Source organism: Pseudomonas violetae, from assembly GCF_023072615.1.
GTDB lineage: Bacteria > Pseudomonadota > Gammaproteobacteria > Pseudomonadales > Pseudomonadaceae > Aquipseudomonas > Aquipseudomonas violetae.
Window position 1 is genome coordinate 45,392 of the sequence record NZ_JAKNRW010000028.1, and the last position, 24,897, is coordinate 70,288.

Genomic DNA, 24,897 nt, shown 5'->3' on the forward strand with positions numbered 1-24,897 from the left:
CGCCTTCATCAAACCGGCTTTTCTTCCCCTACATCCTCGTGTTTGATCCCGTTGTAGATCATGTGCATGCCCAACATTAACAGCAGCGTGAAGGCAATTCAGTCATCCCAGCTCTCAACTTATGGGGTGGCAACCTGAGATCTGATAGACGCCGTGATCTTCGGGTGTGGTTTGCCTGCCTGGGTGCTGGTCCGCGCTTGGTTCAAGTGGGCCGAGAAGCGCCTAGACAAGGATCTGGGCGAGATCGCTTAAAACCTGGCCCAGATCCGGAAGGCCGTGTGCGGTACCGATCAATAGTCCGCGCCACGTTTTCAACTGCGCCAATTCATGGCGCGACATATTTGGAAGAGGCTATCGTCCATCGATCGAGTACTTGCCCGGGCCTGTAATGCCGAGGAGCAGCAAGCCGCCCATGATGCTGAGATTTTTGAAGTATTGGGTCATGTTGGCTGCTCGCGCCTGATCAGCCATGGTCCAGAAGTGGTGCCCAATCAGTGCGGTGCCGAGTACGAACAAAGCGAAGATAAATGCGAGCGGGCGAGTATAGAAGCCCACGAGGATTGCGATTGCGACGAAGAACTCCATTATGACGGCAATCCCTGCGGCGACCATGGGCACGGGCGCGCCGAGTGACTCCATGTAGGCGACAGTTCCTGTGAAACCAGTCATTTTGCCCCATCCGGAGATGACGAAGAGGATCATCAGAAGGATGCGGGCAAGCAGGATGATCTCGTTTTTCTGATTCTCGAACAGGGTGTATCTCATGGCGACCTTCCTTTTGTGGTGGACGGTTTTACATTAGCACCCGCCTGGAAGTTCGCCCGTCCGCGACAAAACGTCTGCTCTGTCACGGCTGTTAAGGATTTACCATCATCAACAAACAATTCAGAGCCACGTACGGAGCATGTCCTTGTGCGATCGCTCTGAAAACAAGAAAAAAAGCGCAGTTACGCTACGAAATGCTAGTTAACGTAATCGCCAAAATCAAATGGCGAGGAGGCGGCTGGCTTTGCTTGAATCGTTGGGGTTGGCGGCTGGGGGAATGGCGTCGCAGCCGCCAGATTGGCATGCTACACGAATGATTGACCGGCAAAGCCACGGGGCAAGCGTTGTCGCCCTTTCATGGCGGTGAGTCGCTCGGTCCACGCCGCCCGCCAGTCCTTAGCCGTGTGGGTGATTTTGGCTTTGCGAGACATGCGTCTTGCCAAATTGCGTTGGTTTTTGCGTGCGTCCTTGAACGCGTCGGTGTTGCGGCAGCTTCTGCATTTCACGCGGGCCAGTTCAGTGGTCGAGGTGAGTTGGTTGCCATTGTGACCGCAGGCCAGATGCCCGCCTACTTTGAAGTGAGTAACCATCAGACGTCTCCTTAGTGACGTGTATCCGTTTGACCTCTGGCTACTCAAGACGTTCGTCGAGCGGACAGCGGGCAAAATAAGCCCGAGTCTCAACCGTTTTAGCTGTACGCGGGTTTCCCCCAACAAACCCGAACAACCGCTCGTCATGAGGTCATAGCCAATAGACTTGCTCCCCGAGCGGCCCGAGCCAAGACTCGCAGACATAACCTTCAGGGAGTCCGGGGGATTCAGGTCGCAATTACCCATGCATCAAGGGAACAGGCCTGATTACTCTGAACGTTGACCGGCAGGCGCTGCGTGATGGAAAAATTCTACCGACGGATGCGGCATCCTGCCAAACATGGGTGGGTTCGGGTAAAGCGCTGCCGGGAACACGTATAGAAACTGTTGATTCGCTAACCCGAAAAGCCCGCACACCATTCGAAATTGGAGAGATCTGGATAGCGGGTTCCCACATTGCACGGGGTGACTGGAACCAGGAACCTCTCACCGCAGGCACCTTCGCAAATCATTTATCAGTGGACATTCAACCGCCTTATTTACGTACTGGAGACCTTGGATTTGTTCACCAAGGAGAGTTATATGTAACGGCAGAATAAAAGATATGGTCATTATCTGCGGTAAGAATTATTACCCGCATGATATCGAGCACAATGTTTCGACAGCTCACCGTAGCCTAGAGAATTCGGCGTGCGCGGTGTTTTAACTCTTAGATGCGGAAGGCAAACTGATTATCGTTCAAGAAGTGCGAAGAGAGTGGAGAAAGAAAATCGAGAGGGACGAAATTATCTCGATCATTCGACAGGCAGTGGTTTTAAATAATCAGATTACTCCCCACGACATTGTTTGAATAATGCCTGGGAAACTACTGAAAACCATTAGTGGCAGGGTCATGCGCAATGCAATACGCACTCAATACATCGTTAAAAAACTCGAGCGATGGCTTGGTTAGTGTCGTTCACAAATGCAGACTATAAGGATGAATACCATGGAAGATTTCGCTGCCAGCAATCCCGACTTTGACAAGCACGTCCAAGGAGCGGTACTCAGTATGCCAGCGGCAAAATTACTGGGATTTCGTTACAACTACCTGAAGCCAGGTCATTGTGAAATCGAACAGCCAGCGCGCAAAGAACTCACCCAGCATAACGGCTACTTTCAAGGTGGTATCATCGGAGCGTTGGCTGATTTTGCAGGAGGTTCGGCTGCCGGAACCTTGCTGCCACCTTGCTGCCACCTGGCTGGATAAATATGACTACAGATTTCACTGTCAAACTAATTGCCCCGGCAGATGGTGAAAAGCTACTAGCTAGGGGACGTGTCATCAATGCATCGAACAACACTACGGTTGCCGCTGCCGATTTGTTTGCTGTGAAACAAGGCAAGGAAACCCTTTGCGCCACCGCTCTGGTGACTATGCGAAATATTCCCCTCAAAGCCTGAAGGTAATGATCTGACTGCTCATTAGATAGCAGCAGATACACCTGAAAAACCTGATGCCGACAGTGCTCCCATGGGCATTTTCGGTGATCTTCCGTAAGGCGCTGGCAGCACCTTCGAGAACCAGTAAATCTCATTCCAACCATCGTTTTCATTTTGAAGCCTGACCATCAAATCAGATTTCTTTCGATCTATTTAAAGCCAGTACCGAGCCTTCAAGTTTTTGCATGCCTTGATAGTGAGTCGACCCTCAATCCGTAGATACAACCGAATGTCTGCTTCTGGCCCAGAGTGTGTAAAAACGCGCTGATGCACTATCGGCGCGTAGCGCCGACGGCTGTTAGCGCTGAGCGATCGAGGGTTCTTGCCGATCGGCTTTCGAGCGCAGTCAGGTACCGATTGATACTCGATTCAATTTCTTCCATCCGCCGCTTCAGCTTGGTGCTGGTGAAATTGCGGTCGCGGTTGTTGACGGCCTGAATTTACTGCCGTCGATGGCGACCAGATTTTCTCCGAATAATCCCAGCTGCTGGCACAGCCCCACGAATTGGCGGCAGACGCCTCGGATGGCCTTGCTGTTGTCTTTTCGGAAGTTAGCGAAGGTCTTGAAATCGGGCATCAAACGTCCGGTCAGCCACATCATCTCGACGTTGCGTCGGGCTTCTCGTTCAAGACGCCGACTCGATGGAATGCGGTTCAGGTAGCCGTAGATGTAGATCTTTAGCAGGATCGCGGGGTGGTAAGCCGGCCGACCCGTATCAGCCGGTATGGCGCCTTCGAAACCCAGTTTGACCAGGTCGAGTTCGTCGACAAAGACGTCAACCACGCGCACCGGATTGGTATCCGTTATGTAATCGTCGAGGCTCTCCGGAAGGAAGGTTCCTTGGCCTCGATGTTCACCTTGGATAAAGCGTTTCATGAGCGATCCTTGCGATGAAATCCTCAGAATTCATAGCAAGGGTTTGCGAAAGCGTTTTTACACACTCTGGGCCAAAAGCGGTCACTCAAACCTATGTGCATCTAGATTGCAGCGGTCGCTAACAGAAGCTACAGATCGCACAGGATCTGTTCGGGTCCGCCCCGAAGAGATCGACTAGCGTCAGCGTTAAAGGCTACGCCAGCAACCGGGCATACCGATCTAGGTCAATATTGCCTCCGCTCACGATCACACCGACGCGTTTACCCTCCAGTACCTTGCCCATTTCACGTACAGCGGCCAACCCCAGGCATCCGGTAGGCTCCACGACCATCTTCATGCGCTCGGCAAAAAATCGCATACCCTCGACCAGCTGTACGTCTGTGACAGTCAGGATGTCATCAACGTCGCGGCGAATGATTGGGAATGTATAGTGCCCCAGATGCTGGGTCTGGGCGCCGTCGGCCAAGGTGTCCGGTGTGTCGATATGTACAATTTCTCCCCTGCGAAACGACTGTTGACCGTCATTCCCCGCCTGCGGCTCTACACCGTAAAGTTTGCAGTCAGGCGACAGTGCACGGGTTGCCAAGGCACCGCCCGCCAACAGTCCGCCGCCACCGAGGCAAACGAATAGTGCGTCCAGCGGGCCGGTCTCTTGCAATAACTCCATGGTCGCCGTCCCTTGTCCAGCGATGACATCCGGGTGGTCATAGGATGGAATCAAGGTGTAACCATGCTCCTCAGCCAGTTTTCGACCAATGGCTTCGCGGTCCTCGCTGTAACGATCATAGAGCACCACACTGGCTCCGTATTCGCGTGTCGCTGCCATTTTCGAGGCCGGAGCGTCATGGGGCATCACGATGGTCGCGGGAATACCCAGGATACGTGCAGACAATGCGATGCCTTGGGCGTGGTTACCGGAAGAAAATGCCACAACCCCGGCCTTGCGTTGGCGATCGTCGAAGCGAGCCACTGCGTTGAACGCACCGCGGAACTTGAAAGCGCCCATGCGTTGATAGTTCTCGCACTTGAAGAACACCTCGGCCCCCAGCTGTCCGTTCAGCGTACGTGAGGTCAGCACCGGGGTGCGATGAGCGTGACCCTGGATGCGTTCGGCGGCGTCAAGGACGTCTTGATAGGTAGGGAGCGTCAGTTGCGTCGTGGTCATGGGGTCCTCGCTTTTTGATAATGAAAAATTTCAGAAGTGTGCGCAATAAATACGCTCAGGCAGTCGCCGCAAGTGCCATAGCTTCCACCTCGACGGCTGAGCCAAAATGCAATTGAGCCACTCCTGCAACAGCTCGGGCGGGCCGGTGATCACCCAACCATTGTTCGTAAAGGCGATTGAAAGCTGGCCATTGATAAATATCGGTGACATAGACACGCACTTGCACCAGGCTGTATTTGTCGACGCCTGCCTGGGCAAGGCAATGCTCAAGATTGGTCAGGACCTGCCGAGTTTGTTCCTCGAAACTCTGGTCTGCCAATGCCTGCCCCTCGGAATTGATAGGCAACTGACCGGAAATCATCACAAATCCGCCGACGATACAGACATGAGAATAGTGCCCCGCAGGAGGACTGATGGAGCTACTGTTGGCGCACTGGATAGCGGGATTAAGCATGGCGATACCTTTATTCAGGGCGAGGAGAACTATCCCCTCACGCGGGGGAAAAATTTGCCGGAGTAATGCCGGTACGAGACCGGCCAGTGTTATTTCACGTAGCTATAGGCAGCCGCGCGGGACACGCCCAAATGTTGGGCGATGACCTCCATCGACTTGCGAACTTCCAGATAACCGCTGCCCTTCAGTTCGCGAAGCAGCAAACGTTTGTCTTCGGTCTTCAGTGCGCGTGGTGTCGTGGCCTGACGCGCAGCGAACTCGTCGATACGCTGGCGAATGGCGTCAGCATTGCTGGTATCCAGGTTTTCCGTAACACCATTCTTGACCACGTTGGTGAATTGCCCCATCGCGCTTTGCAGGCTCTGGAACAGACTCAAGTCCAGGTTCATGCACAGTGCCGCGACATACCGGCCGTTCGAATCCTTGATCCCTATCGAGGTGCTCTTGGCCTGTCGACCATCAGGAAAGCGGTTGGCGTAATTGGCGATCACTTCCGGATACTGTGTATCAGCAATGCGAGCCAGGCCGAGTTCGGTTGCCGGATCGCCTACCTGACGCCCCGAAAGGTTGTTGTGAATCGCATGAATGGCGTGATTGGGGTCTTGCAGGTCATGCACCACCACTTCGCAAAAAGGCGCGAATGTTTCACCCAGCCCCCGCGCAATCAGCCCCAATTGGTTGAGGATGTTAGTGGCTTCGTCGTTTTTTGCGCTCATGGTGCAAGCTCATGCCAGAGGTGAATTGATAGGTTGAGAGAACTATTCAGGCGACCGGGTTGGACGTTGGGATGGGCTCCAGCACCGACTTACAAATTTGACCTGATTCTGTCAGCGCGGCGTGCGCCGGGTCATCGCCGCCGCGTTGCCCCATCCATCGGGCAATAGCCATGGTCGCGACCCCGTTACCCAGAACGTTGGTGAGTGTACGCATAGTGTCCATCAAGCGGTCGACACCCAGAATCAAGGCAAGGCCAGCCAATGGGATGTCTGGAAACATCGTCAGGGAAGCCGCCAGTGTTATGAAGGCCCCTCCGCTCACGCCAGCAACCCCCTTGGAGGTCAGCAGAAACACCAACAATAACGACAACTGCTCGGACCAACCAAGATCAAGTCCAGCTGCCTGAGCAATGAACAGCACAGCCACTGTGAGATAAATGGATGACCCGTCCAGGTTGAATGAATATCCGGCAGGCACTACAAATCCGGTAACGCTCTTGCTGCAACCCGCTTCCTGGAGTTTGGTCATTAAACCCGGTAGAGCCGCTTCCGATGAGGTCGTTGTAAAGGCGATAATCAACTCCTTGCGGATAAGCTTGATGAACCACCACAGACTGAATCCGGTGAGCCGCGCAATACTGGCGAACACCAGCACAATCATCAACGCACACCCCAGATACACCAGACCGATCATCTTGATCAGTGGCAGTAGTGCCGCAAGTCCGAATTTTCCTATCGTAAATGCCACAGCAGCGAAGACGCCGATAGGTGCCAAACGCAGAATAACACCGACCACCTTGAAGCTGACTTCAGTCCACAAACGAAGATTTTGTGCCAAGGGCTCGGCACGTTCACCCAGTGCAAATAATGCGTAACCAAACAGCAGCGCGACCAACAGGATCTGCAACATCGCTCCACCAGCCAGAGCATCAAGCACGGTTTTGGGAATGACATTGAGCAAAAAGTCGACCGTAGACAACGCTTGGCCGGCTTGAGCAAACGATGCCACGGTTGCAACACCATCCGCAGGAATCGACAGACCTGCGCCTGGTTTGAAGAGGTTGCCCAGCAACAATCCCAACACCAGCGCTACGGTACTGATGACCTCAAAATATATCAGCGTAACGGCGCTCAGCCGCCCAAGACCTGTGCCTTTCCTGATCTGAGAAAACCCACTGGCCACGGTAAGAAATACGATCAGGCCTGCAACCATTTTAATCAGTTTGACAAAAGCTCCAGCCAGCGGATTGAGCTGTGCGGCGAAATGCGGCCATAGAAGTCCAACGAGGGTGCCAAGCAGCAACCCAATGAATAACTGAAAGGTCAGCGAGTAAATCAGTGGCGAACCTGTGTTTGCAGCGGATGAGGATGTTGACATTACGGCACTCCAATCAGGGTGGCAGAAGTCAGAAATGCGTCGATACGGCGCTGTTTATTGTTATGAGCAGCCTCTCTTGGGGCCGCGATGACAAAGTATCCACAAATAATCAATATGTCCAGATTCTGGACGTTATGTCTTGAAAAAAAATGGCTTGCGGGGCGGGGGACGGCTACGCGGGCGTCACGGGCTGACTGCTGGTATCGCGCAGAGTTCGGCCCTGGTGGTTCGGGCGATAACCCTATGAGACCTCGATTTCCATTGTCAGCTTCGGGATAGCAGTCCACGACGAATGACTGCAATGGGTCGACAGTCGCCCCTCGATACCGGCGAATCTCGGCCAGAAACGGTCATCAAAAAACCACAAAAGCCTCCTCAGCGAATAACCGAGCTATTGAGGAGCCAAGCTGAAGTGTCCAGGAAATCAGAGCCATCTTTGTCCGACGCCCAAGCCTGGATACGCATAATCGGAAGCGAAATCGACCGCGCATCTTTGTCGTTCGCGTCGAGGCTGGACGCACCAAATCATCGGAAGGCCGCATGCGCCCTTAGCCGGCTTCCTCTTGGTCGACACGCATGTTTTATCAACCAACTAGACCATTGCAGGCATACAAAAGACGCGCTTGGCGGGCGCTTCCCGTCTAACCGCGAAAGCTCCGTTGGCTGAGGTTGGAATACGGTTTACAGGGAATTATAGAGTGATTATAGGACGCAGTGCGGATGGCCATTTCTTGGTCGATTACTGCCTGTTGCGATGGACAAAAAACGACTCGAAGCTGACGGTGGCGAGAGTCAGCAATCGACCGACTCTGTTGAAAAAGTCGGCCATGGTTTCCACGGCAGAAAAATACGCGTTTGAGATTGAATTCTTTACTTTGAGCAGAGGATTCCGGGCTCAGATTTCGCGTAGCTGCGCGCAAAAAAGGCATTTTCAGGAGTCAGTGCGCGGGCAGTCTGGAGAACCGACTTTTTCAACACAATCGGCCGATTGCAGTCGCTCAGGCGCCATCATTACTGCGAGTTTCATCTTGATGAGCTCTTCGTTTTTGTCGATTCCTTCTAGTGTACCGCGCACGTTGGCGGCGATCTTAGCCGAGCCACGTTGTTCGACCCAGTTCGAAAGCTCCATGATGGCGCCTTCGAGGGCAAGTCGATTTTCGGATTTGAAAAGCAGTGAGGAAGCTAGATCTGAGTTTGGCAAGGCGTGTCCTCCGCGAAGAGGAAAGGGTAACAGGATGTTGTTCGGTGAGTCAGAAGTGGGTATCGGCTTTACTGCGCGAGATGGCCATCCTTTCATTGTGACTACGCGCAGGATTCTGGCCGATGGTGTAGCTAGGTATTGATAAAGAAGGGTGCCTCAGGATTCAACCAATTGAGCAGCTGTGACCAAAGCTGTGACCAAACTGGGCATGAAACCCTGCAAACAAAAAAGGCCCACCTTCCGGTGAGCCTAAGTTGTTGATCTATATGGTGCCGGCACCAGGAGTCGAACCCGGGACCTACTGATTACAAGGCAGCTGCACACAACAATGAAATCAATGACTTAGGTCACTTTCTTGTTACGTGCAAACGCCCGAAAGCCTAGTGTTTTCAGGGGGTTGAGTGAGCTTGTTACGCGAGGGGTTTAAAGGGGGTTGGCGTTGAGGAGGCGTCTACCAAAGGAAGGCTGAGGTCATAAATATCAAGCATGGATTCGTCACGGTGGCCGCTGGCCTGCTGCTTGTCGGCACGGTTCCCGGGCGTGTCGGTGATCCCGCGCCGCTTGAGGTCGTGGAGTCCATAGCGTTGCTCCTCGAGGAGCACGCCAGCTTCGATAGCCTTTGTCATGAAGCGCTGCCATGCGGTATCCAGCCCCGACTTGCTCAGGGCCGTACCATGGCTGCTCACGATCAGCGGGCGCCGCTCGGGATGTAGCGGTGTGGGAAAGCTGCGGACCGTCCAGATCTTGGTTCGGTAGGCCTTGGCATCGTCCCAGGCGGCACGCAGGCGCGGGGTCCAGCGCACGATGTTGTCGCGGCTGCCCTTGCGCCGGTTAGTCTGCACCCCTTCCTTGAGCTCATTGGCGTCAGTCAGGGTCACTACCTCGATCCCCCGGAGCCGGCACAGATAGGCCAGCTCCATCACGATGCTCAGGTAAACGGGACAGCTGTTGGGTTCATTACGATGCAGACGCCCAAATGCCTTGGCCCGGTCGATTAAGGTTTCCATCATTTCTACCGCAGGCAATCTGCGCTGCTTCCGCTCGGCCGGTGATTCAATGCCCAAGGCAGGATTGGTGTCTAGGTAGTCACGGTTCCTGCCCCACTGCAGTACACGGCGTAGGTAACGCAGCACGTGAGCAGCTTTCGAAGGCGTGCCCTCGCCGGCGATCTTGTCGACCAAACGTTGTACCAGGGCGGGGGAGAACCGACGGACCGCCAGGTCACCCAAGGGCTTACCCATCTTGGTGTCCTGGTTGACCAGGACGTCGTGGCAGTAGCTGTAATCGTCTTGGGTTCGTGAGGACAGTCCCTTGAACTTGAGGCTTTCGTGGAACTGCTGGCACAGGTAGCGCAGGGTGTCGCGATCCGTGTTGCTCACCTCGTCCATGATGCGGTGCAGCTCGGCCATCGTTGCATCGGCAGGGGCGACGTTGCGCCGACGTTGCTTGCCATTTTCATCACGATGAGAGGTGTACCAAATCCCGGAGCCCCGTTGGTCAAAGTAAATAGCCGCGGGGAGCGCGGCTTGATCGATGTGGGCTGGGATGTGCGGATTGTGCTTCCGCTTACGGGCTTTCTTCATAGAATGTCGGCGTCGTAACGTTCCTGCCGGCCTCGCCCTACGCCGCCGGCCCGGTTGATTAAGTCAATTGTAGTCCATGGCCCCGTGCGGCCACGGAACATGCGAATGCCCTGCTCGAGCAGGGTCCGTTCCACGTCTGATCGGCGCTGGTAACCCGTGATGCGCTGGAGGTCCTCAAAACTGAGAACATCACTGCTTGAATTCCCCATGTGTTTCTCACGAAAAAGCCCCACCAGCATTGTGGTTCAACGCAGGTGGGGTAGTTATTAGAAGTTGTGAGCAAATTTTCTAGCGTTGTTACGTGCTACTACTCAGGAACTCCGCGATTGGGGGGAAGTGTCGAATCTCGGTTCAGAGCCTTAGCGTTGTAGCTAACTTCGAACCATCCTCCGCAAGTGCACTGATATTGCTCTCCGCGCACATCGTCAAATTCATCACCGTCGATCCCCAATACTCGTTGGCAGTGTGGGCAGCGGCAGCAGATGGACATGTCGTTGTCACGCACCAGGTGGTGCACTTCATAGATCCACTGATCAGCCATTAGCGTTCACCCTCGGGTTCGTTCCATGTGCAGTTCAAAATCACGGGATCCCGGTTCTCGCTAAACATGCTCAAAACGAACGGTGTTGCTTCGCGCAGCAGGTCCATGCGGTTGTAATCAGTGGTCGGCTCGGCGCCTGTTTCAAGTAGGGCGTCTTCAATGTTTGCCATCACTACCGACAGCAGGTCAGTCAGCGTATTGGTGTCGTAAGTGTTGTGCGTGCGCACTAGGCGTTTATTAGCGGACATAGCGTTTCTCCCGAGCTGCTCGAGCAGCTGCAACCTCTGCCAGGCGGATATCCCATTCAGCATTCTTGCGGGCCTGGCGCGTCCGGCTGCATTTCTGGTGCTTTTGCGTCGATCGGGCGAGGCCGCAAATGTCGCAATGGCTCGGTAGGTCCAGCGGGTTGATAGCCAATGGCGGACGGATGCGCTCTGATGGTTTAGACATGGGCCAGCTCCTCGAGCTCGACATCGTCAAAGCCTACGGTTTCCACGTCGGCTTCAATCACTTTGATCCCGCACCACCCATACCCGTCCTCTTTGATCGTGCCGCCCCAACCCTCCTCGTTATGTAAGTCCTCCGTCCAGATGGGCCCAGCGTCATCAAAGGGACCCCGTGGCTTACCAGAGAAGCTCGCTCCACCTTCGGCCAGCATCATGTTGATCATCACTTGCCCAAACATCCGAACAACTGCTTTCACAACGTCACCGTTTTCCTCGGCTACTCGATCTTTTGCATTGGTCCAGAACCCGTTGATCATGGTGGCGCGCTCAGCGGTGAGCCGATTGAGGTCTACCCCAAGAGTCACCTCGTAGTCTTTCCAGGTGTTCTTGACCTTGAAGCGCTTGATGTTGGTTTGTTCAGACATGATTGCGGCCCTGCAGCTGCTGGATGGAGTTGGTGGGGTTGGCGAGTACCTGGGCGACGACAAGCGCTTCGTCGTCGGTCAGGTCGCCCTGTGCCTGGGCCATGGTGGCCAGCGACTCAAGGCGGATTCGGGCATCGGTGGTTTTGCGCACCTGGTAGTCGAAAAGCGCGGTACCGACGATTCGGATCGTCACCAGGTGGCGGACGGTCTGCGCGCTTTGTTCAGGCGATGTGATAGCCTTCACTTCGCTGCTGACTTGGGTGTTTCCTCGCATGGGATTGCTCCTTTCAGTGGTTGGTGTCGGGGAGGTGCAACTCCTCGACATCCCTTTCTCGACCGGCGTCTGCCGGCGCTCGTTTCGCTCTAAGCCTTTCGCACCAGGTGAATCACCAGGTCGTCAAACTCAACGCTTTCTTCCATCTCGGAACGCCACTCCAGCACTGCTTGGATCTGGTCCCGATCACAATCCATAACCAAAATCTCGCGCTGGCCACCTTCGGCCCTGACCCACAAAATGGTGACCAGACCACGTGCGCCATACGCGCCGGCGCTTACCGCAGGGCGACCGGTCTCCTTCCCGATCCGCCGATAAAGATCGTTAACTACGTCGGTGTTTTTAGGGTTCGCGATAACTTGAATCTGCATGGCAGTTACTCCCGAAAGATGAAGCAGCGCATGGTGGAAGGGATGTGGGCAGTCGGCGCCATGTCCTGCTGCCTAGCGCGGATGCTGCTTTCCACCCGCTTCTGGGTATCCAGGCACTGATGAGCCCGACAGTCTTTGAGCAGGCGGCGCAGCACGGCCAGGTCGGGAATCCGCTGGCGGTGTTCCAAGGCAACCTCGGCGAACTGGTTTAGGTTGATGGCAATCACGCCTGCCTTCTTGCTGTGGTTGACCATCGGTGCAGAAGGCAGCGATTCCAGGTAATCAAACACCTGCCAGAACTCGTTCACTTCTTTCGGATCGGTGCTGATCGCCGCCTGGCGTTCGTTGGCCGCTTTCAGAATGTATTTGCGGCAGGACTGGACCATGTGGTCTGGAATGGCGATAACGAGCTGCAGGCAGTCCAGCAGGGCCAGCATCATGCTGTGGTTCTTGATGACCCGATCGGATGCCAGGTTACGGCTGGCCCATAGTTCGGCGCGGTACTTGGGATACAGTTCGGCAAAGCGCTTCAACACCTGCGGTTCGGCGCGCATTGCCTTCACGATGAAGTGGCTGACGTCATCCAGCTCGGTCTGGACGATCGCATCAGCAGCTTTGCGGCTCGCATCGGTGATAACAGGCTTGAGAAACGGCAACCGGACAATACGGCTGATGATCGCTTCGTGGCCGGTAACGATGGCGTTCTGAGCGATCACGATGGAGGCGCGAAACGGCGGCTCGTAGGTGTCGTTGCTGTTGGATTTGACGCCCCGGGTGCGCAGCGTGCCGCCGCCATAGAAGTCCTTGAACTGGTCCCACTCGAAGGCCTTGGAGTTATCTTCGTTGGTGTTCCGGTCAGCCTCGAGCAGCACTAGGGGCATATTGGCCACCTGGCCCATCGCCCGGCTCAGGCCCGAGAACGAACTCTTGGCCGGGTCGAAGCCCTCATAGTTCCGCCCGAACAGCTTCCAGATGAACTTGATCAGCGTGGTTTTGCCCGAATCGGGCTCGCCCGACATTTCCAGGAACGGGAAGCTCTCATGCTCTGCCCTGATCTGCTCGGCGAACAGCGAGCCAAACCAGTAGGTGAGGGCCAGAATGCCGTTCTCGCCGAAGACGGTCCAAAGGTTCGGCAGCCAGTCTTCGCGATAGCCCTTTTTATCCAAGGCCATCTTGAGTTTTACCGACTTCATAAGGCATTTGACCCGCTGCTTGCCGAACTCGAAATAGTCCTCGTCGTTGGCTTTGTAGACAGATCCGCCGCATATGGCGATGTCATTGAAGATGTACGCCTTGTGATCACGGCTGTAGCCCAGAAAGTCGATGGTCTCCACGGTCTTTAAGCGTTCGGTTTGCCGAATGACGATCTGGTCCAAGTGCTTCTGAGTGCCGAGCCAGGTTGCGCCGGAATACATCAGACGGGTCTTGAATTCGCTGCTCGAGGAGATCTGTTTCGGAGTGAAGGTGTAGTTCTCGCCCTGGTCGTCATGGATACCCGCCACCAGGAAGTAAAACCACGCCTCGTTGGTGACGTCGCTCACCTGCTTGTACAACGCCTCGAAGCGGCAGTTGGCCAGAAGTTTCAGGCTGCAGACGTTCTGCAGCACCTTGCGGCGGGCTGCCTTGTCGTTGAGTTGTTGGTCGTCGTGATCATCGCTGGTGGCCAGCGCCTTCTGTTCCTCTTCGAGCTTCGACAGGTCGAACTTGGCCCAGTAAGTCTGGTTGCCAAAATCAAAGGCGAACTCCGGGAAACCTTCCTCCCAGGTGTACATCAGCAGCGCCTTCTCTTTCGGTGACGGAGCCAGCAGCAAATCGCCTTCATGGCGCGCAGCATCCAAATCACGCTTGCGCCTGTCGTTGCGGGCCTTACCTTCTTCTTCGAACTGCCACCGCTGGTGCAGATCGTTCCAGTCGACTTTCTTATCCCGCTGCGGAATGAGCGCTGCCTTACACGTGAAACCCATTTCGCGTGCCTGTTTCACCCAGCGCAGCAGGTAGCCGCGTGCGGTTGGTTCGTTGTCCAGACCCCACACCAGAGTGGGCAGATTGCCCGGACGCTGCTCGAGCAGCTGCTTCAAAGCTTCGATCGGGAAGTTCACGCTCGACATGGCTGACACCGCATCGACGGCGTTTTGCACCAGGGCAACGGCGTCGAAGATGCCCTCGACAATCCACAGCTCTTTGACAGTGGCCAAGTCCACATTCGGCGGGGACCACCATTCACCCTGGGCGCTGTATTTGGGCTTGAAACGGGCCTTCATCTTGCCGAAGCGAGCAGGGCGATCGATCAGGCGCTCCCAGTAGCCACCGTTCGGCAGGGCGAATCGAATCGTGGCACTGGACTCGTTCGTTTCGTGGTTGACGTAGTTTTCTTGGGTAAACCAACCGGTCATATTTCCAGCATTCAACCCGCGGGCGAATTCCAGGTATGCACGGGCGGTTACGGTCGGGTCGTTGTCCGTTGCCGGCGCTCGCTTACTCCAGTCCTCGAACAGGTCCTCATAGATCTCTTTGACGTGCTCGATATGGCCGCAGCGCTCCGGACGACCACAGCGGATCTGCCAGGGTTTGTCGTGGCGCGCATACAGCTCTTTTTTGTTGCAGGCTGGGCAAACGCCGCCCCGCATGTAGTTCGTGCCCACACGTAACTTCAGGCCGAAGTCGTCTTCCAGCCGTTGAAGTACTTGAGTGCGGATATCTTCATTCATCATGGCTGCTACTTCGCTGCTTTAAGGCTGAGGGATAAGGCGGCCATCAGGCTTTTCTGGGCTGCCATCACCGGGGTTCTGTCGAGAATTGATTTGTGTCGTGCGATCTGAGGGACGTAGCGATATTCGTCTGCGTACCAGTGTTCACTCAGGCTCACCTGGTACTGCGCACGTATGGCAGCCAGTAGCGCTTCGGCTTGGGCCGAAGGCATTTGGGTGGTAACAATCACGGCGTTTCCCATAGTGAAACCTCGATATCAGGCAAAACTCACCCAAACCCACAGGGTGTGGGGCTCGGGACATTGGTAAAGGGGTGTTAGGTAGCGGGGGTGAGGCGTGTGCCGTGGCCGACGGCAATCAGGTGTTCGTAGATCAGGTAGGCGTGCACTGACCAAGAGCAACCACGAACGGGATCGGTAATCACGACGGTGTATTCACTGCTCGCCTTCCGGTCGATCCGTTGGCGTGAATTGATAGTCTGGAGGTCGCTGTAGGCGAGACACGCCAATCGCGTGGCCAAAGGCTCTTTAACTTCGAGGCTTTCAACCAGGTGATCGATTGTCCGTGACATGAACTGACCCAAATCGCCCAAGTGCTCGCCCTGGTGACGCTCGAGGAAAGCCAGTGCGGCGGCGCGAATGGTGTCCTGGTAGTCCATATCCGTGAAAACGTTGTTCATTGGGCAACCCCTGACTTAGATGCGTGCAACTGGATAACGGCAAGTACTTCCGCATGCCTGGCAGCCATATGCAGGCTGTCGGCTCTGAGGATGGCATCGGCCTCAACTTGATTGATCACACCGTCCTCGAGCGCCTGGGCAATGATCTGGTCGACCGTCCCGCGCTTGGCGGCTGTCTGCACGCACCTGGTGTACAGCTCAACATTGTCCAGCGAGTCAGGCTCAGCTACGGCGACGAACATGCCGCCGTATATGGCTGCGACGTATTCGGGGTAATGGGCGGTGCCTGCTGCTCGCTCCAGTTGATAGATCTGCGATTCCGTCAGTGGGCGGCTGGGTCCATATAGGTGGTTGTCAAACTGCTTAACCTTTTCAAAGCCAAGACGTCCGGCGGCGGACTCTCTACCACCTGGATAAGCCAGAATTATTTTCCGCATCACTTTCCGGCGTTCTTTTAGTACTGGGCAATTCATCTTCTACTTCTCCCTGTGGCCCAGTGCCATTACTGTTCAATCACGCCGTCTTTGATACCAAGCAACACCGCGGCGCGATGTGCCTCCCCACGGCGACAACGGCTCTGGCCACTCAGCACCGCGTATACGGTGCTGGGATTCAGGTTATGCAGCTTTGCAAAGTCTTTCGCGGTCTGACCGCGCTTCTCCAATGCGTCCCGCGCTTGTTGCCGGGCTTGCTCGGTTATGGTTGTGTTGGGCATAGTGCAATTCCTTGCGTTTTCGTGTGATGACGAGCGCAGGATGTGGCAAAAAACTGCCAATGTAAATATGCGAGTGGAAATAATTTGACTCTCTCCGAAGAGATCGGTGTACGGCTTCGACAGCTGCGCACCCAGGCGGGGCTTACTCAGGATCAGCTCGCCGAAAAACTTGGTGTATCGAAACGTACTCAAGGCAACTATGAATCTGGCGCAAGCGACCCCACCGCGTCTTACCTGAGCATGGCTTCTAGCCAGCTTGGGTTCGATGTGGGCTATATCGTGAATGGCGTTCGCGCAACACTGCGCAATGACGAGCTTTCCGAAATGGAAGATCTGCTCGTGACGCAATACAGGAGCATCACGCCAGGGGACCAAGAAGCTATCCGTCGATTTCTTAAAGCCATGGCAGACGATGCCGCTCGATCGCGGAATTAACCTGTAACAAAGCATGTATGACATTCGTCGCTCTCCATTACTAACGCCGGTTTGCGCCCCGATATCGTCGATTCAGCAATGCACTTTATGGAGTAGTAAGCATGTTGGATCGCACCAAAGACGAACTTGGCAGTGTCGGAAACACCGAGTTCGAATGGCTTAGCTTGACCAAAATTGAACGTCGGTTCATTCGGTTGTACCGCCTACTGAGTGAACAGGAACAAGTCCATCTCCGCCGAATGTCTGAGCTCTTAGCGACCCATCCGGACGAACCAGCTGGTAACTGAAAACCCATTCCCTTTGATCGATCGCCGGCATAGTTGAGTCGGCGATTTGCATCTCACGCCACCGCCTGTGAACCCAGCTGCTCAAAAAGCTCACGCTGTTTCGCCCTGGGCATATCCCTCAACCGGTCGAACAACATCCGTTCGAATGACTGAGCTGACGGGCTCAACGTGTGTGAAAACGTTAGGTTCGCGACCCATGTGTGCCCGCACTTTGCATCCAGGCACTGGCAGTACAGCTTCGCGAAATCCATGGATAGCTCATCTCGCGAAGCGATCCGGCCCTTGTGCCCGCATTTGCATGTAACTCGCATTGTGTTCCCTCCCCAGGGCAGCCAATCGCCACTATATTGCCACAATCTGTAGTGGCAATCTCTTTGCTAGGCACTAGATGCAGTGGAATCCACTGCTTCCTTCGTATCCCTCCAGGCGATTCGTCTGTCACCCCGTAAGCTATCGTTCACCTGGTCGAAAAGTTGACAGATCGGGCGAATTTCGTTGCTGGTGTACACGCGATCGATCTTTTCGATATCGCCAAAGCCGGCACTGTTTTCCGGGATGATGCCCGCCAGTGCAGGGTTCATTCGCCAGGCCGCGATCACGTCGTTGCGGGTGATGTTCTTCACCTTTTCCAGTTCGTCTTTGGCCTGAAAGTCACCTACCGGGATGATCTGAATGGCGTTTTCTTTGCCATTGGGGATGTTGACGAACATCGAGCGGAAGTTACCCACGCCCTTGCTCGCGCTGATCTGTTCGCGCAGGTTGTTTTCGTCTTCTTCCGTCAGATCCGGATCGTTGGTGTAGAAGATGTAGCCGGCATGCGCACCATTGCTGTAGTAGCGCCGGCGGAAGAGGGTGGCCGCTTCGTTCAATAGCAGCGCCTGCAGGCCGCCCAAATAGTCCGGAATGCCGTAGATGTTCTGCTCCACGTCGTAGTCCATGACGTGCTCGATCTCGTCCTGTTCGAAGTCCATAAACTTATTGTCTGGCAGCAGCATTCTGAAACCGCCGCCTACCTTGACCCGCATGTTGATTGCCGGAAGGTGCTGCAGCTCCAGGATCTGGCCAAAGGCGTTGGTGTCCCGGTAGAAGTACGCTTCGCCAAACACCATGTAGTCCAATCCGGCGCGGCCCATGGTTTGCGAGCTGCAGCCGTCAGAAGGGATGAACTCACGCAACAGCAAGTTGCGTTTGAACTTCGGAATGGCGCCGTGGTGCGCGTTGGCGCGCAGCAGTTTGGCCAGGCCCGTGCGTGACACCGGCGGCTTGTAGATCTCGCCGTCGTCGCTGGGAAACACCCCCACGTACTCGCCGATGTTGCCGCTGAGCACTTGTTCTGGTTCCCCGAAGGTGAACGAGCGCATTGGCTGCTGCTGGCGTTGCTGCTGGATGACCTGGTGCTTTTTGCGTCGGTTGGGCATGGGTTCCGCTCGTGATGTAGCGGCTCCGGCGCCGCTTGTTCGTGTTCAAGGGTTCGTTGGCCAGGGCATGCATGATTGCCCAGGCAATATCGGCGTGGCCGGTGGCCTCGGTGCGCGAAGCGCTGTAGGTGATCTGGCCGCTGCCGGTGGTGCCGCGCTTGATGGTCAGGAACGCCTGGGCAACGTCGGTCCACCCGGCATCCCACTCGATGCGGCTGCCTTGGATCGTGTCCTGGGCCTTGAGGACCAGCGTGTTTTTCGTTTCCAGGCTGTAGTGAATCGAGGTGGCCCGTGGGTAGAAGTCGCGCACCAGGTCGAACACGCCATAACCGATGCCGGTGGTATCGATGCCGATGTGCTGCACGTTGAAGCGCTCGGTGAGTTTCTTGACCTGCTCGGCCTGGTACTTGAACGACTGTCCTCGCCAGCTGTGCTTCTCCAGGATGCGGAATTTCGCTCCAGCTTCGAGTGGCGGGGCAATGACCACGCAAGTGGCGTCGTCGCGGGTCCGACTGGGGTCGTAGCCGATCCAGACGGGGCTGTTGCCATAGGGGCGGTCTTCTTCGGGCTTGTAGTCCTCCCACAACGTCAGGTCGGAGTAGCAGCGCTCCAGGTCTTTCAGGCCGAATGCGCTATGCGAGCTGTCGATGAACTTGCAATAGAACAGCTGCTGGAACTTGTCCTCGTCGTACTCCAGCTGCAGCTGCTCGAGGTCGAACAGATCGCAGCCGCCGTCGATCGCATCCTGGATGGTGATGGTCTTGCGCCATTGGCCATCCGGACACAGCGCACCTTGCGTGTACGCCGCTTCGGTAGGCCAGGTGCCGCCGGCCTTTTTGCCGCGCTTGCTGTTGCGAAACTCTTCACCGGACCAGAACGGATAGGCCTGGTGTGACACTGCGCTGGGTGTCGAGAAGTAGGTTTTGCGCCACTTCTTGTGTGTACCCATGGCGCTGGCCACGGTGCTGAGTTTTTCGAAGTCGCGAATCCAGAAGTATTCGTCCACGTAAACGTGGCCGTGGTAGCCCTGGGCGGTGCTGCTGTTGGTGCTGAGGAAACGCAGTTCCGCGCCGTTGCTGAGCGTGATCGGGTTGCCGGTCAGCTCGATGCCAAACCACTGCTGGGCAAACTGGATGATGTAGCTGCGGAAGATCTCCGATTGCGATCGGCTGGCCGACAGGAACACCTGGTTGTCGCCGGTCAGGACCGCGTCCATGAAGGCTTCGCCGGCGAAGTAGTAGGTCAGGCCGACCTGGCGACTTTTGAGGATGTTCCGGATCCTGCAGGTGAGCGGGTTTTGCTTGGCCGCGAACAGTTCCTTTTGATAGCCGTACATCTTGGAGATGAACTTATCCAGGAAGTCCACTTCGGTCAGGCCGCTGATATCGTTCTTGGCCTTCTTTTCCCGCTTCTTGTCACCACTGTCCCTGCGGCCGGAACGCTCGCCACGCGAGCTCTGGCGTCGTTCCTGGGGCTCCGCCGGATCCTCTGAGTTCGGTGCCAGCGATGGCTTGGCGGCTTGTTTCAGAAGCCGTTCGCGAATGGTGGTCAGCCGGTCCAGCTCATTCAGATCGTCCTTGCTCAGGCTGGTGGCCTTGTCCAGGAGCAGGGTGATCCGACGGCCGATCGCGGTCAGCGGTTCTTCATCCGACAGCATGTCTTCCCAGCCGCCCTGGCGGATCCAGTAGTAGACGATCCGGATGTTGGGCAGGTTGAGTTGCGCCTGAATTTCCTTCGCCTTGCAGCGGCGTAGAAACAGACGTTTAGCGGCTTCTTTTACTTCGGTTGAGTAGAGCATGGGCCGCAGTCTATGCGGCGAAAACGCGGCAAACGCGGTGTTAAATTCCGCGTTCCTCCTAAAAGTCGAAAATAGGTGGAGCGCGCATTTGAATCGTTTGTTTGGAGCCCGACTGGTCCATATCGTGGCGGCTCAAATCACCGATTGAGCGCAGTTATCGCCCATGCCCCGTTCCCTTGTTTCGTTCTGGAAACGTGTCGCCACCAGCGGCCCGACCGTAGATGGCCGAGAAATCCTTCCCCAGGAACTGCGCGATGTCGCTGAGACGTACTCACCATCCAAATACACGGCTGTGATCTGGGCCGAGCACGAACGTTGGAGCGGTTCCCACGGCACCGTTTTCGCCGTGCGCCTGGTCGAGGAAGCAGACGATCTGGAGCCTGGCCAAGTTGCACTGGAAGCCCAGCTCAAGCCAAACCAAAAGCTGCTTTGGCTCAACGATCAGGGCGAAAAGCTGTTCACCAGCGTCGAGATCCTCCCGAACTTCGCCAATTCCGGCAAAGCCTATCTCACCGGCCTGGCCGTCACCGATCAACCGGCCAGCCTGGGCACCCAGGAACTGTACTTCTCGAACCGCACCAACAAAGCCGCGTACTACGCCGCCTCTGTTGAGCTGGGCAACTTGAGCGAAGAAAAGCCCCAAGGCGAGCTCGCCAAGCTGGCGACGATGATCACCAGCCTGTTCAAGCGCTTCGCTGTCGAGCCCCCAGCAGCCGATGACAAAACCGACCCCCCCAACGAGAGCAAACCCCCAATGGACGAAGCTACTGCAACGGCCTTAAAAGCCCTGCTGGCGCAGCTGCTGGTTGTCGCTGCCGGCATTCAGGCCGTGATTGAGCCTGCAGCCGAAGATGCACCAGAACCCGACCAAGCCCCGATCGACGACGTGAGTGCGGCAGTGGACGAGATCGTCACTACTGCAGAAGCAGAGCGCGAATTCGCTCGTAACGGCGGTGCTTCCAACAAGGCCCTGCTGGCCAGCATGACGGCCCTGCAGAAGCAGTTCACCGCGCTGCAGAACACCACCACTGGCCGTCAGCTGCCGAAAACCACTGGTCCAGCAGCGACCACCAAAAAGCGGGTGCTTTGACATGGCATATTCTCTGAGCGCTTACGGCGCCAAGATGTTTGCTCAGTTGCTGCTCGATATCGCCGAAAACTACGGTGTTGAGCTGGCCAGCAAGCAATTCAGTGTCGATCCGACCATTGCCCAGGAGCTGAACGAGGCGATCACCGCCAAGTCGGACTTCCTGCAGCGCATCAACGTCATCCCGGTGACCGAGATCAAAGGTCAGAAGGTGTTCATCGGTGTTTCCGGCCCAGTCACTGGCCGTACCAACACCAACACCACTGATCGCATTGCCAAAGACGCTTCGGCGCTGGATCAGTCCACCTACGAACTGCATTCCACTGAATCCGATGTCGGGATGCCCTACGCGAAAATTGACGCCTGGGCGAAGTTTCCGGACTTCCACCAGCGTTATTCCGCGGCTGTGCAAAAGCAGATCGCTCTCGACCGCATCATCATCGGTTTCCACGGCACCTCGGCTGCCGCGCAGACCAATATCACCGACAACCCGATGCTGCAGGACGTGAACAAGGGTTGGCTGCAGCAGGCCCGCGAACAGATCCCGGCGCAGGTGCTCAAGGAAGGCAAGGTTGCTGGCAAGGTGCTGCTGGGCGTGGGCGGCGACTACGCCAACCTCGATGCCCTGGTACATGACACCAAGCAAATGGTGGACGAGCGCCTTCGCGACGGTGGCGACCTGGTCGCAATCATCGGTACCGACCTGCTGGCCGCCGATAAGGCCAAGCTCTACGCCAAACAAGGTGATGTACCGACTGAAAAAGAACGCATTGAAGAAGCCCAGGTGATCGCTACCTACGGCGGCATGCCGGCCTTCAGCGTGCCGTACTTCCCCGTCAATGCTGTGCTGGTCACCAGCTTCGACAACCTGTCGATCTATTTCCAGGACTCCAGCTGGCGCAAACAGACGGTAGATAACCCGAAACGCTCCCGCGTCGAGGATTACAACAGCCGCAACGAAGGTTACGTGATCGAGCAGCTGGAGAAATTCGCGCTGACCGAAAACGTCGAACTGGTGCCGGTGGAGGAGACCCCGTGAGTCTGGCTCTGTCGCACAAGCGCCGGATCCTGAGCATGGGCGCCGATGCCCTTGCCGCTGCTGCAGCGGCACCGGTGGCGTACTCCCCGGCCGAGGCCTTGAGCAGCCCGGCCAATGCCCGTAAGCACATTCGTTTGCAGGAAGCGGCCCTGGATCAAGATCTGGAGCGACTGAGTGCGATCAATGGTCTGGCCGGCAAACAAGCCCTCAAGCGCGACGAGCTGCTGCCCAAGTACCAGGACTTCGTTCAGCGTTACTGCGAATCGGGCCAGGTTCTGCCGAACCGTGTCCTGGTGCAGGTGATGGTCTGGCTGTTCGACACCGCGCAGTTCGAAGACGGCCTGGAGCTGGCTGACTTTGCGATGGAGCAGGGCCAGGTCATGCCGGAGCGCTTCAAGCGCGACATTCCGACCTTTGTAGCTGACGCCGTGATCGAGTGGGCCATGGTCGAGTACCAGGCCAATCGCAGCCCCGAGCCTTACCTGTCGAATCTGCTGCCCCGCGTGGATGGGGAATGGCAACTGACCGAGCAGATCCCGGCCAAGTACCACAAGTTGATCGGCATCCGCGCCATGGAGGCCAACGACTGGGAAACCGCACTCAAGCACTTTGAACGTGCCACCGCGCTGTATCCCAAGGTCGGCGTGGATACGCGAATGGAAAACTGCCGCAAGGCGCTGAAAAAACAACCGGCCACACCGGCCACCGAATAACCGACTACCCCCCCCCGGAGAGAAACTGTGGATGTGTGCCAACCATTTATGGCCTGACCCACTGAAACAGTTTTCCCGCCCCTATTCGAGTGCCCAGCAATGAGCTTTTCCGGGAAACCCACCACCTTTGTGGAGCAGACAATTGAGAATGACGGCTTCTGGCCGGACCTCTCCTTGTCCGAGTTCCAGAAGGAGTACCGCCTGCCGGCGGAGTACCTGGTCGAGTTGCTGGGCGCTGATCTGAATACGGCCATGACTGAGGTCAACCAGGATCTAGCCAAGCGCAAAGCCTACTGGCAATCGCTAGGCGTCTCCTCCGTGGAATCTGCAGACCCTACGGTGCTGCCGCTGCACACATTTCACGTAGAGACGTACAAGCGCGCTGTGTATTGCCGCGCCAAAGCCAGTCTGTTGCCCCAGTTCGCCACCGTCACCCGCCGAGAAATCGCCGAGAACACCGGCAAGGAAGAACCCGAGCGTAAAGAAACCTTTCTGGCCTTCAGTCAGCAGGCCGTCCGCACGCTGCAGGGTCGTGGTCGCATCACGGCGGCGCTGCTATGAACAAGCTGCGCGCCCTAACCACGTTCCTGATCGAGCGGCAACTAGTGCTGCCCGAGCAGCTCGACAGCTTCACCGATCAGGTCAACCTGGAGCTGATCTGGAAGCCGGACTTGGCTGGCCTGCACATGGGTGATATGCGCTATCGCGCCGTCATCATCATGGAACGCTTCGCGGATCACCCCGGCCGACTGATGGCATTGGTGGGCAGTTGGCTGGCCAGCAATGACCCCGGTCGCGATGAAGATCTGGCCGCTCCGGCGTTCGCCATCGAGATGCTCGACCAGGACCTGGCCGACGTCGAAATCACCCTGGAATTCGTTGAGCCGCAATATCTCGCCGAAGATTCGGCCGGTGAGATCGAGGCGTTCGGCACCACCTGGTCATTCATCCCGTTTGACCTCTGGGTCGCGGAGCAGGGCGAGGTGGCCACCTATGGCGCGTAGCACTTTTGACCTGGACGTGCGCGGCCAGCTGGGCGTGCGCGAACAGTTGGCATTGCTCAGCCTGCCGCCGCGATTGCGCCGGCGGCTGCTGAACAACGTCAGCAAGCGCGTACGCACGATGAGCCGCAAGAACATCCGCAACCAGAAGAACCTGGACGGCTCGCCCTTCGAAGCTCGCAAGAATCCGGGGAAGGGCAAGAAGAAGATGGAAGCCGGCCTGGGCAAGCTGCTGCAGGTCACCAGTGTGACGCCTGATCAGGCTGTCCTGGGCTGGCGCAATGCGCTGACCAGCTGGGTTGCTGCCCAGCAGCATAACGGCACCTCCGAACGCCGCACCGCTGCCCAGATGAAGCGCTGGAACCGGGTACCTGAAGGCTTGGCCGCTACCGAAAAGCAAGCCAAGCGCCTGCGTCGGTTGGGCTTCAAGGTGCGCCAAGCCGGCAAGAAGAGCCTGAGCCGGCCCCCTGTGGCCTGGATCCTGGAGCATGTGAACTACGCCCAGGCCGGGCTACTGATCCGCATCCTCAGCGAAGAACAATCCGAATCAACCGGAAAGCAAAGCTGGGAAATCACCCTGCCTAAACGGCAGTTCCTCGGCGCAAGCACCGAGCGCGACACTGGTCTGCTGCTCAACCAGGTGCTGCAACAAATCCTCAACTCACCCCGCTAAGCGAGGCACTGCATGGCACTCGGCAAAGTCAGCGTCAACAATCTCAACCTCGGCCAGGGTGCCGTGACCGAGATCG

The 24,897-nt window shown here is 56.5% G+C and carries 31 protein-coding genes and 3 pseudogenes; 10 read left to right on the plus strand and 24 right to left on the minus strand.

What is annotated here, in order from left to right; translation table 11 throughout:
* Positions 1 to 14 precede the first annotated feature (14 nt).
* The 3 genes and pseudogenes from L9059_RS23530 to L9059_RS23540 form a co-directional block, all read right to left on the minus strand.
* A pseudogene (locus tag L9059_RS23530) lies at positions 15 to 116 on the minus strand (manganese efflux pump); the annotation flags it as partial.
* A 235-nt stretch (positions 117 to 351) separates the two neighbouring features.
* The gene (locus L9059_RS23535; RefSeq protein ID WP_247293285.1) at positions 352 to 765 is read right to left on the minus strand and encodes a DoxX family protein; all 414 of its coding nucleotides are present in this window, start codon (positions 763 to 765) and stop codon (positions 352 to 354) included.
* A gap of 305 nt (positions 766 to 1,070) precedes the next feature.
* Entirely contained in the window at positions 1,071 to 1,355 is a 285-nt protein-coding gene (locus tag L9059_RS23540) for a hypothetical protein (RefSeq protein ID WP_247293286.1), read from the minus strand.
* A 988-nt stretch (positions 1,356 to 2,343) separates the two neighbouring features.
* Between L9059_RS23540 and L9059_RS23545 the strand changes: the two genes are divergently transcribed.
* Together L9059_RS23545 and L9059_RS23550 are read left to right on the plus strand one after the other, a co-directional pair.
* Positions 2,344 to 2,604, plus strand: coding sequence for a PaaI family thioesterase (locus tag L9059_RS23545; RefSeq protein ID WP_247293287.1), 261 nt, complete (start codon positions 2,344 to 2,346; stop codon positions 2,602 to 2,604).
* Positions 2,605 to 2,606: 2 nt separating this feature from the next.
* Positions 2,607 to 2,798 carry a hotdog family protein gene (locus L9059_RS23550; protein WP_247293288.1) on the plus strand — a complete coding sequence of 64 codons (192 nt, stop codon included), beginning with the start codon at positions 2,607 to 2,609 and terminating at the stop codon, positions 2,796 to 2,798.
* Between the two features lie 343 nt (positions 2,799 to 3,141).
* On the opposite strand, the pseudogene L9059_RS23555 reads toward L9059_RS23550, so the two are convergent.
* The 18 genes and pseudogenes from L9059_RS23555 to L9059_RS23640 form a co-directional block, all read right to left on the minus strand.
* Positions 3,142 to 3,714 (minus strand): annotated as a pseudogene (locus L9059_RS23555) (transposase); the annotation flags it as partial.
* A gap of 193 nt (positions 3,715 to 3,907) precedes the next feature.
* Entirely contained in the window at positions 3,908 to 4,879 is a 972-nt protein-coding gene (locus L9059_RS23560; RefSeq protein ID WP_247293289.1) for a threo-3-hydroxy-L-aspartate ammonia-lyase, read from the minus strand.
* Positions 4,880 to 4,934: 55 nt separating this feature from the next.
* Positions 4,935 to 5,333 carry a RidA family protein gene (locus L9059_RS23565; RefSeq protein WP_247293290.1) on the minus strand — a complete coding sequence of 133 codons (399 nt, stop codon included), beginning with the start codon at positions 5,331 to 5,333 and terminating at the stop codon, positions 4,935 to 4,937.
* 89 nt (positions 5,334 to 5,422) lie between these two features.
* On the minus strand, positions 5,423 to 6,049 hold the full coding sequence (locus L9059_RS23570; protein ID WP_150807006.1) for a helix-turn-helix transcriptional regulator: 627 nt from the start codon (positions 6,047 to 6,049) through the stop codon (positions 5,423 to 5,425).
* Between the two features lie 46 nt (positions 6,050 to 6,095).
* Positions 6,096 to 7,427, minus strand: a complete 1,332-nt coding sequence (locus tag L9059_RS23575) for a cation:dicarboxylate symporter family transporter (RefSeq protein ID WP_247293291.1) — start codon at positions 7,425 to 7,427, stop codon at positions 6,096 to 6,098.
* A gap of 997 nt (positions 7,428 to 8,424) precedes the next feature.
* Positions 8,425 to 8,628: pseudogene (locus tag L9059_RS23580) on the minus strand (hypothetical protein); the annotation flags it as partial.
* A 410-nt stretch (positions 8,629 to 9,038) separates the two neighbouring features.
* Positions 9,039 to 10,211 (minus strand): site-specific integrase, encoded by a 1,173-nt coding sequence (locus L9059_RS23585; RefSeq protein WP_247293292.1) that lies wholly within the window; start codon positions 10,209 to 10,211, stop codon positions 9,039 to 9,041.
* Positions 10,208 to 10,420, minus strand: coding sequence for a DUF4224 domain-containing protein (locus tag L9059_RS23590; RefSeq protein WP_247293311.1), 213 nt, complete (start codon positions 10,418 to 10,420; stop codon positions 10,208 to 10,210). Before L9059_RS23590 ends, L9059_RS23585 begins: the two co-directional genes overlap by 4 nt.
* A gap of 331 nt (positions 10,421 to 10,751) precedes the next feature.
* The gene (locus tag L9059_RS23595) at positions 10,752 to 11,000 is read right to left on the minus strand and encodes a hypothetical protein (protein ID WP_247293293.1); all 249 of its coding nucleotides are present in this window, start codon (positions 10,998 to 11,000) and stop codon (positions 10,752 to 10,754) included.
* Entirely contained in the window at positions 10,990 to 11,202 is a 213-nt protein-coding gene (locus L9059_RS23600; protein ID WP_247293294.1) for a hypothetical protein, read from the minus strand. The genes L9059_RS23595 and L9059_RS23600 overlap by 11 nt, the downstream gene beginning before the upstream one ends.
* A complete protein-coding gene (locus tag L9059_RS23605) occupies positions 11,195 to 11,623 on the minus strand; it encodes a DUF2528 family protein (RefSeq protein WP_247293295.1) in 429 nt (142 codons plus the stop codon). Before L9059_RS23605 ends, L9059_RS23600 begins: the two co-directional genes overlap by 8 nt.
* Complete coding sequence (locus tag L9059_RS23610) at positions 11,616 to 11,897, minus strand: hypothetical protein (RefSeq protein WP_247293296.1); 282 nt, start codon at positions 11,895 to 11,897, stop codon at positions 11,616 to 11,618. Before L9059_RS23610 ends, L9059_RS23605 begins: the two co-directional genes overlap by 8 nt.
* A gap of 89 nt (positions 11,898 to 11,986) precedes the next feature.
* Positions 11,987 to 12,268: a hypothetical protein gene (locus L9059_RS23615; protein WP_247293297.1), complete on the minus strand. Its 282-nt coding sequence runs from the start codon at positions 12,266 to 12,268 to the stop codon at positions 11,987 to 11,989.
* A gap of 5 nt (positions 12,269 to 12,273) precedes the next feature.
* Complete coding sequence (locus tag L9059_RS23620; protein WP_247293312.1) at positions 12,274 to 14,976, minus strand: toprim domain-containing protein; 2,703 nt, start codon at positions 14,974 to 14,976, stop codon at positions 12,274 to 12,276.
* 8 nt (positions 14,977 to 14,984) lie between these two features.
* Positions 14,985 to 15,218 carry a hypothetical protein gene (locus L9059_RS23625; RefSeq protein WP_247293298.1) on the minus strand — a complete coding sequence of 78 codons (234 nt, stop codon included), beginning with the start codon at positions 15,216 to 15,218 and terminating at the stop codon, positions 14,985 to 14,987.
* 74 nt (positions 15,219 to 15,292) lie between these two features.
* On the minus strand, positions 15,293 to 15,655 hold the full coding sequence (locus tag L9059_RS23630) for a hypothetical protein (RefSeq protein ID WP_247293299.1): 363 nt from the start codon (positions 15,653 to 15,655) through the stop codon (positions 15,293 to 15,295).
* Positions 15,652 to 16,128: a YmfL family putative regulatory protein gene (locus L9059_RS23635; RefSeq protein WP_247293300.1), complete on the minus strand. Its 477-nt coding sequence runs from the start codon at positions 16,126 to 16,128 to the stop codon at positions 15,652 to 15,654. Before L9059_RS23635 ends, L9059_RS23630 begins: the two co-directional genes overlap by 4 nt.
* Before the next feature lie 29 nt (positions 16,129 to 16,157).
* Entirely contained in the window at positions 16,158 to 16,370 is a 213-nt protein-coding gene (locus tag L9059_RS23640) for a DNA-binding protein (protein ID WP_247293301.1), read from the minus strand.
* Between the two features lie 84 nt (positions 16,371 to 16,454).
* Here L9059_RS23640 and L9059_RS23645 point away from each other — a divergent pair, with 84 nt between their 5' ends.
* Complete coding sequence (locus tag L9059_RS23645; protein ID WP_247293302.1) at positions 16,455 to 16,805, plus strand: helix-turn-helix domain-containing protein; 351 nt, start codon at positions 16,455 to 16,457, stop codon at positions 16,803 to 16,805.
* 340 nt (positions 16,806 to 17,145) lie between these two features.
* Here L9059_RS23645 and L9059_RS23650 read toward each other — a convergent pair whose 3' ends face one another.
* From L9059_RS23650 to L9059_RS23660, 3 genes are all read right to left on the minus strand, one after another.
* Entirely contained in the window at positions 17,146 to 17,403 is a 258-nt protein-coding gene (locus tag L9059_RS23650) for an ogr/Delta-like zinc finger family protein (RefSeq protein WP_247293303.1), read from the minus strand.
* Between the two features lie 66 nt (positions 17,404 to 17,469).
* Entirely contained in the window at positions 17,470 to 18,348 is an 879-nt protein-coding gene (locus L9059_RS23655; RefSeq protein ID WP_247293313.1) for a phage portal protein, read from the minus strand.
* Positions 18,260 to 20,308, minus strand: a complete 2,049-nt coding sequence (locus tag L9059_RS23660; protein ID WP_247293304.1) for a terminase large subunit domain-containing protein — start codon at positions 20,306 to 20,308, stop codon at positions 18,260 to 18,262. Before L9059_RS23660 ends, L9059_RS23655 begins: the two co-directional genes overlap by 89 nt.
* Positions 20,309 to 20,471: 163 nt before the next feature.
* Here L9059_RS23660 and L9059_RS23665 point away from each other — a divergent pair, with 163 nt between their 5' ends.
* The 7 genes from L9059_RS23665 to L9059_RS23695 form a co-directional block, all read left to right on the plus strand.
* On the plus strand, positions 20,472 to 21,398 hold the full coding sequence (locus tag L9059_RS23665; RefSeq protein ID WP_247293305.1) for a GPO family capsid scaffolding protein: 927 nt from the start codon (positions 20,472 to 20,474) through the stop codon (positions 21,396 to 21,398).
* 1 nt (position 21,399) lies between these two features.
* Positions 21,400 to 22,434, plus strand: coding sequence for a phage major capsid protein, P2 family (locus L9059_RS23670; protein ID WP_247293306.1), 1,035 nt, complete (start codon positions 21,400 to 21,402; stop codon positions 22,432 to 22,434).
* Positions 22,431 to 23,147 carry a phage terminase small subunit gene (gpM, locus tag L9059_RS23675; RefSeq protein ID WP_247293307.1) on the plus strand — a complete coding sequence of 239 codons (717 nt, stop codon included), beginning with the start codon at positions 22,431 to 22,433 and terminating at the stop codon, positions 23,145 to 23,147. Before L9059_RS23670 ends, gpM begins: the two co-directional genes overlap by 4 nt.
* Before the next feature lie 99 nt (positions 23,148 to 23,246).
* Complete coding sequence (locus tag L9059_RS23680) at positions 23,247 to 23,708, plus strand: head completion/stabilization protein (RefSeq protein ID WP_247293308.1); 462 nt, start codon at positions 23,247 to 23,249, stop codon at positions 23,706 to 23,708.
* Positions 23,705 to 24,151, plus strand: a complete 447-nt coding sequence (locus L9059_RS23685) for a phage tail protein (RefSeq protein ID WP_247293309.1) — start codon at positions 23,705 to 23,707, stop codon at positions 24,149 to 24,151. The genes L9059_RS23680 and L9059_RS23685 overlap by 4 nt, the downstream gene beginning before the upstream one ends.
* On the plus strand, positions 24,141 to 24,821 hold the full coding sequence (locus L9059_RS23690) for a phage virion morphogenesis protein (RefSeq protein ID WP_247293310.1): 681 nt from the start codon (positions 24,141 to 24,143) through the stop codon (positions 24,819 to 24,821). Before L9059_RS23685 ends, L9059_RS23690 begins: the two co-directional genes overlap by 11 nt.
* Positions 24,822 to 24,833: 12 nt before the next feature.
* Positions 24,834 to 24,897, plus strand: a 64-nt coding sequence (locus tag L9059_RS23695) for a DUF2586 domain-containing protein (RefSeq protein WP_247293314.1), incomplete at its 3' end; no start/stop codon positions are given.

What these genes read in the sequence shown, in the direction of transcription:
- L9059_RS23535 (WP_247293285.1), bottom strand. Translation starts at nt 765, where the DNA reads ATGAGATACACCCTGTTCGAGAATCAGAAAAACGAGATCATCCTGCTT.
- L9059_RS23540 (WP_247293286.1), bottom strand. Translation starts at nt 1,355, where the DNA reads ATGGTTACTCACTTCAAAGTAGGCGGGCATCTGGCCTGCGGTCACAAT.
- L9059_RS23545 (WP_247293287.1), top strand. Translation starts at nt 2,344, where the DNA reads ATGGAAGATTTCGCTGCCAGCAATCCCGACTTTGACAAGCACGTCCAA.
- L9059_RS23550 (WP_247293288.1), top strand. Translation starts at nt 2,607, where the DNA reads ATGACTACAGATTTCACTGTCAAACTAATTGCCCCGGCAGATGGTGAA.
- L9059_RS23560 (WP_247293289.1), bottom strand. Translation starts at nt 4,879, where the DNA reads ATGACCACGACGCAACTGACGCTCCCTACCTATCAAGACGTCCTTGAC.
- L9059_RS23565 (WP_247293290.1), bottom strand. Translation starts at nt 5,333, where the DNA reads ATGCTTAATCCCGCTATCCAGTGCGCCAACAGTAGCTCCATCAGTCCT.
- L9059_RS23570 (WP_150807006.1), bottom strand. Translation starts at nt 6,049, where the DNA reads ATGAGCGCAAAAAACGACGAAGCCACTAACATCCTCAACCAATTGGGG.
- L9059_RS23575 (WP_247293291.1), bottom strand. Translation starts at nt 7,427, where the DNA reads ATGTCAACATCCTCATCCGCTGCAAACACAGGTTCGCCACTGATTTAC.
- L9059_RS23585 (WP_247293292.1), bottom strand. Translation starts at nt 10,211, where the DNA reads ATGAAGAAAGCCCGTAAGCGGAAGCACAATCCGCACATCCCAGCCCAC.
- L9059_RS23590 (WP_247293311.1), bottom strand. Translation starts at nt 10,420, where the DNA reads ATGGGGAATTCAAGCAGTGATGTTCTCAGTTTTGAGGACCTCCAGCGC.
- L9059_RS23595 (WP_247293293.1), bottom strand. Translation starts at nt 11,000, where the DNA reads ATGTCCGCTAATAAACGCCTAGTGCGCACGCACAACACTTACGACACC.
- L9059_RS23600 (WP_247293294.1), bottom strand. Translation starts at nt 11,202, where the DNA reads ATGTCTAAACCATCAGAGCGCATCCGTCCGCCATTGGCTATCAACCCG.
- L9059_RS23605 (WP_247293295.1), bottom strand. Translation starts at nt 11,623, where the DNA reads ATGTCTGAACAAACCAACATCAAGCGCTTCAAGGTCAAGAACACCTGG.
- L9059_RS23610 (WP_247293296.1), bottom strand. Translation starts at nt 11,897, where the DNA reads ATGCGAGGAAACACCCAAGTCAGCAGCGAAGTGAAGGCTATCACATCG.
- L9059_RS23615 (WP_247293297.1), bottom strand. Translation starts at nt 12,268, where the DNA reads ATGCAGATTCAAGTTATCGCGAACCCTAAAAACACCGACGTAGTTAAC.
- L9059_RS23620 (WP_247293312.1), bottom strand. Translation starts at nt 14,976, where the DNA reads ATGAATGAAGATATCCGCACTCAAGTACTTCAACGGCTGGAAGACGAC.
- L9059_RS23625 (WP_247293298.1), bottom strand. Translation starts at nt 15,218, where the DNA reads ATGGGAAACGCCGTGATTGTTACCACCCAAATGCCTTCGGCCCAAGCC.
- L9059_RS23630 (WP_247293299.1), bottom strand. Translation starts at nt 15,655, where the DNA reads ATGAACAACGTTTTCACGGATATGGACTACCAGGACACCATTCGCGCC.
- L9059_RS23635 (WP_247293300.1), bottom strand. Translation starts at nt 16,128, where the DNA reads ATGAATTGCCCAGTACTAAAAGAACGCCGGAAAGTGATGCGGAAAATA.
- L9059_RS23640 (WP_247293301.1), bottom strand. Translation starts at nt 16,370, where the DNA reads ATGCCCAACACAACCATAACCGAGCAAGCCCGGCAACAAGCGCGGGAC.
- L9059_RS23650 (WP_247293303.1), bottom strand. Translation starts at nt 17,403, where the DNA reads ATGCGAGTTACATGCAAATGCGGGCACAAGGGCCGGATCGCTTCGCGA.
- L9059_RS23660 (WP_247293304.1), bottom strand. Translation starts at nt 20,308, where the DNA reads ATGCTCTACTCAACCGAAGTAAAAGAAGCCGCTAAACGTCTGTTTCTA.
- L9059_RS23665 (WP_247293305.1), top strand. Translation starts at nt 20,472, where the DNA reads ATGCCCCGTTCCCTTGTTTCGTTCTGGAAACGTGTCGCCACCAGCGGC.
- L9059_RS23670 (WP_247293306.1), top strand. Translation starts at nt 21,400, where the DNA reads ATGGCATATTCTCTGAGCGCTTACGGCGCCAAGATGTTTGCTCAGTTG.
- L9059_RS23680 (WP_247293308.1), top strand. Translation starts at nt 23,247, where the DNA reads ATGAGCTTTTCCGGGAAACCCACCACCTTTGTGGAGCAGACAATTGAG.
- L9059_RS23685 (WP_247293309.1), top strand. Translation starts at nt 23,705, where the DNA reads ATGAACAAGCTGCGCGCCCTAACCACGTTCCTGATCGAGCGGCAACTA.
- L9059_RS23690 (WP_247293310.1), top strand. Translation starts at nt 24,141, where the DNA reads ATGGCGCGTAGCACTTTTGACCTGGACGTGCGCGGCCAGCTGGGCGTG.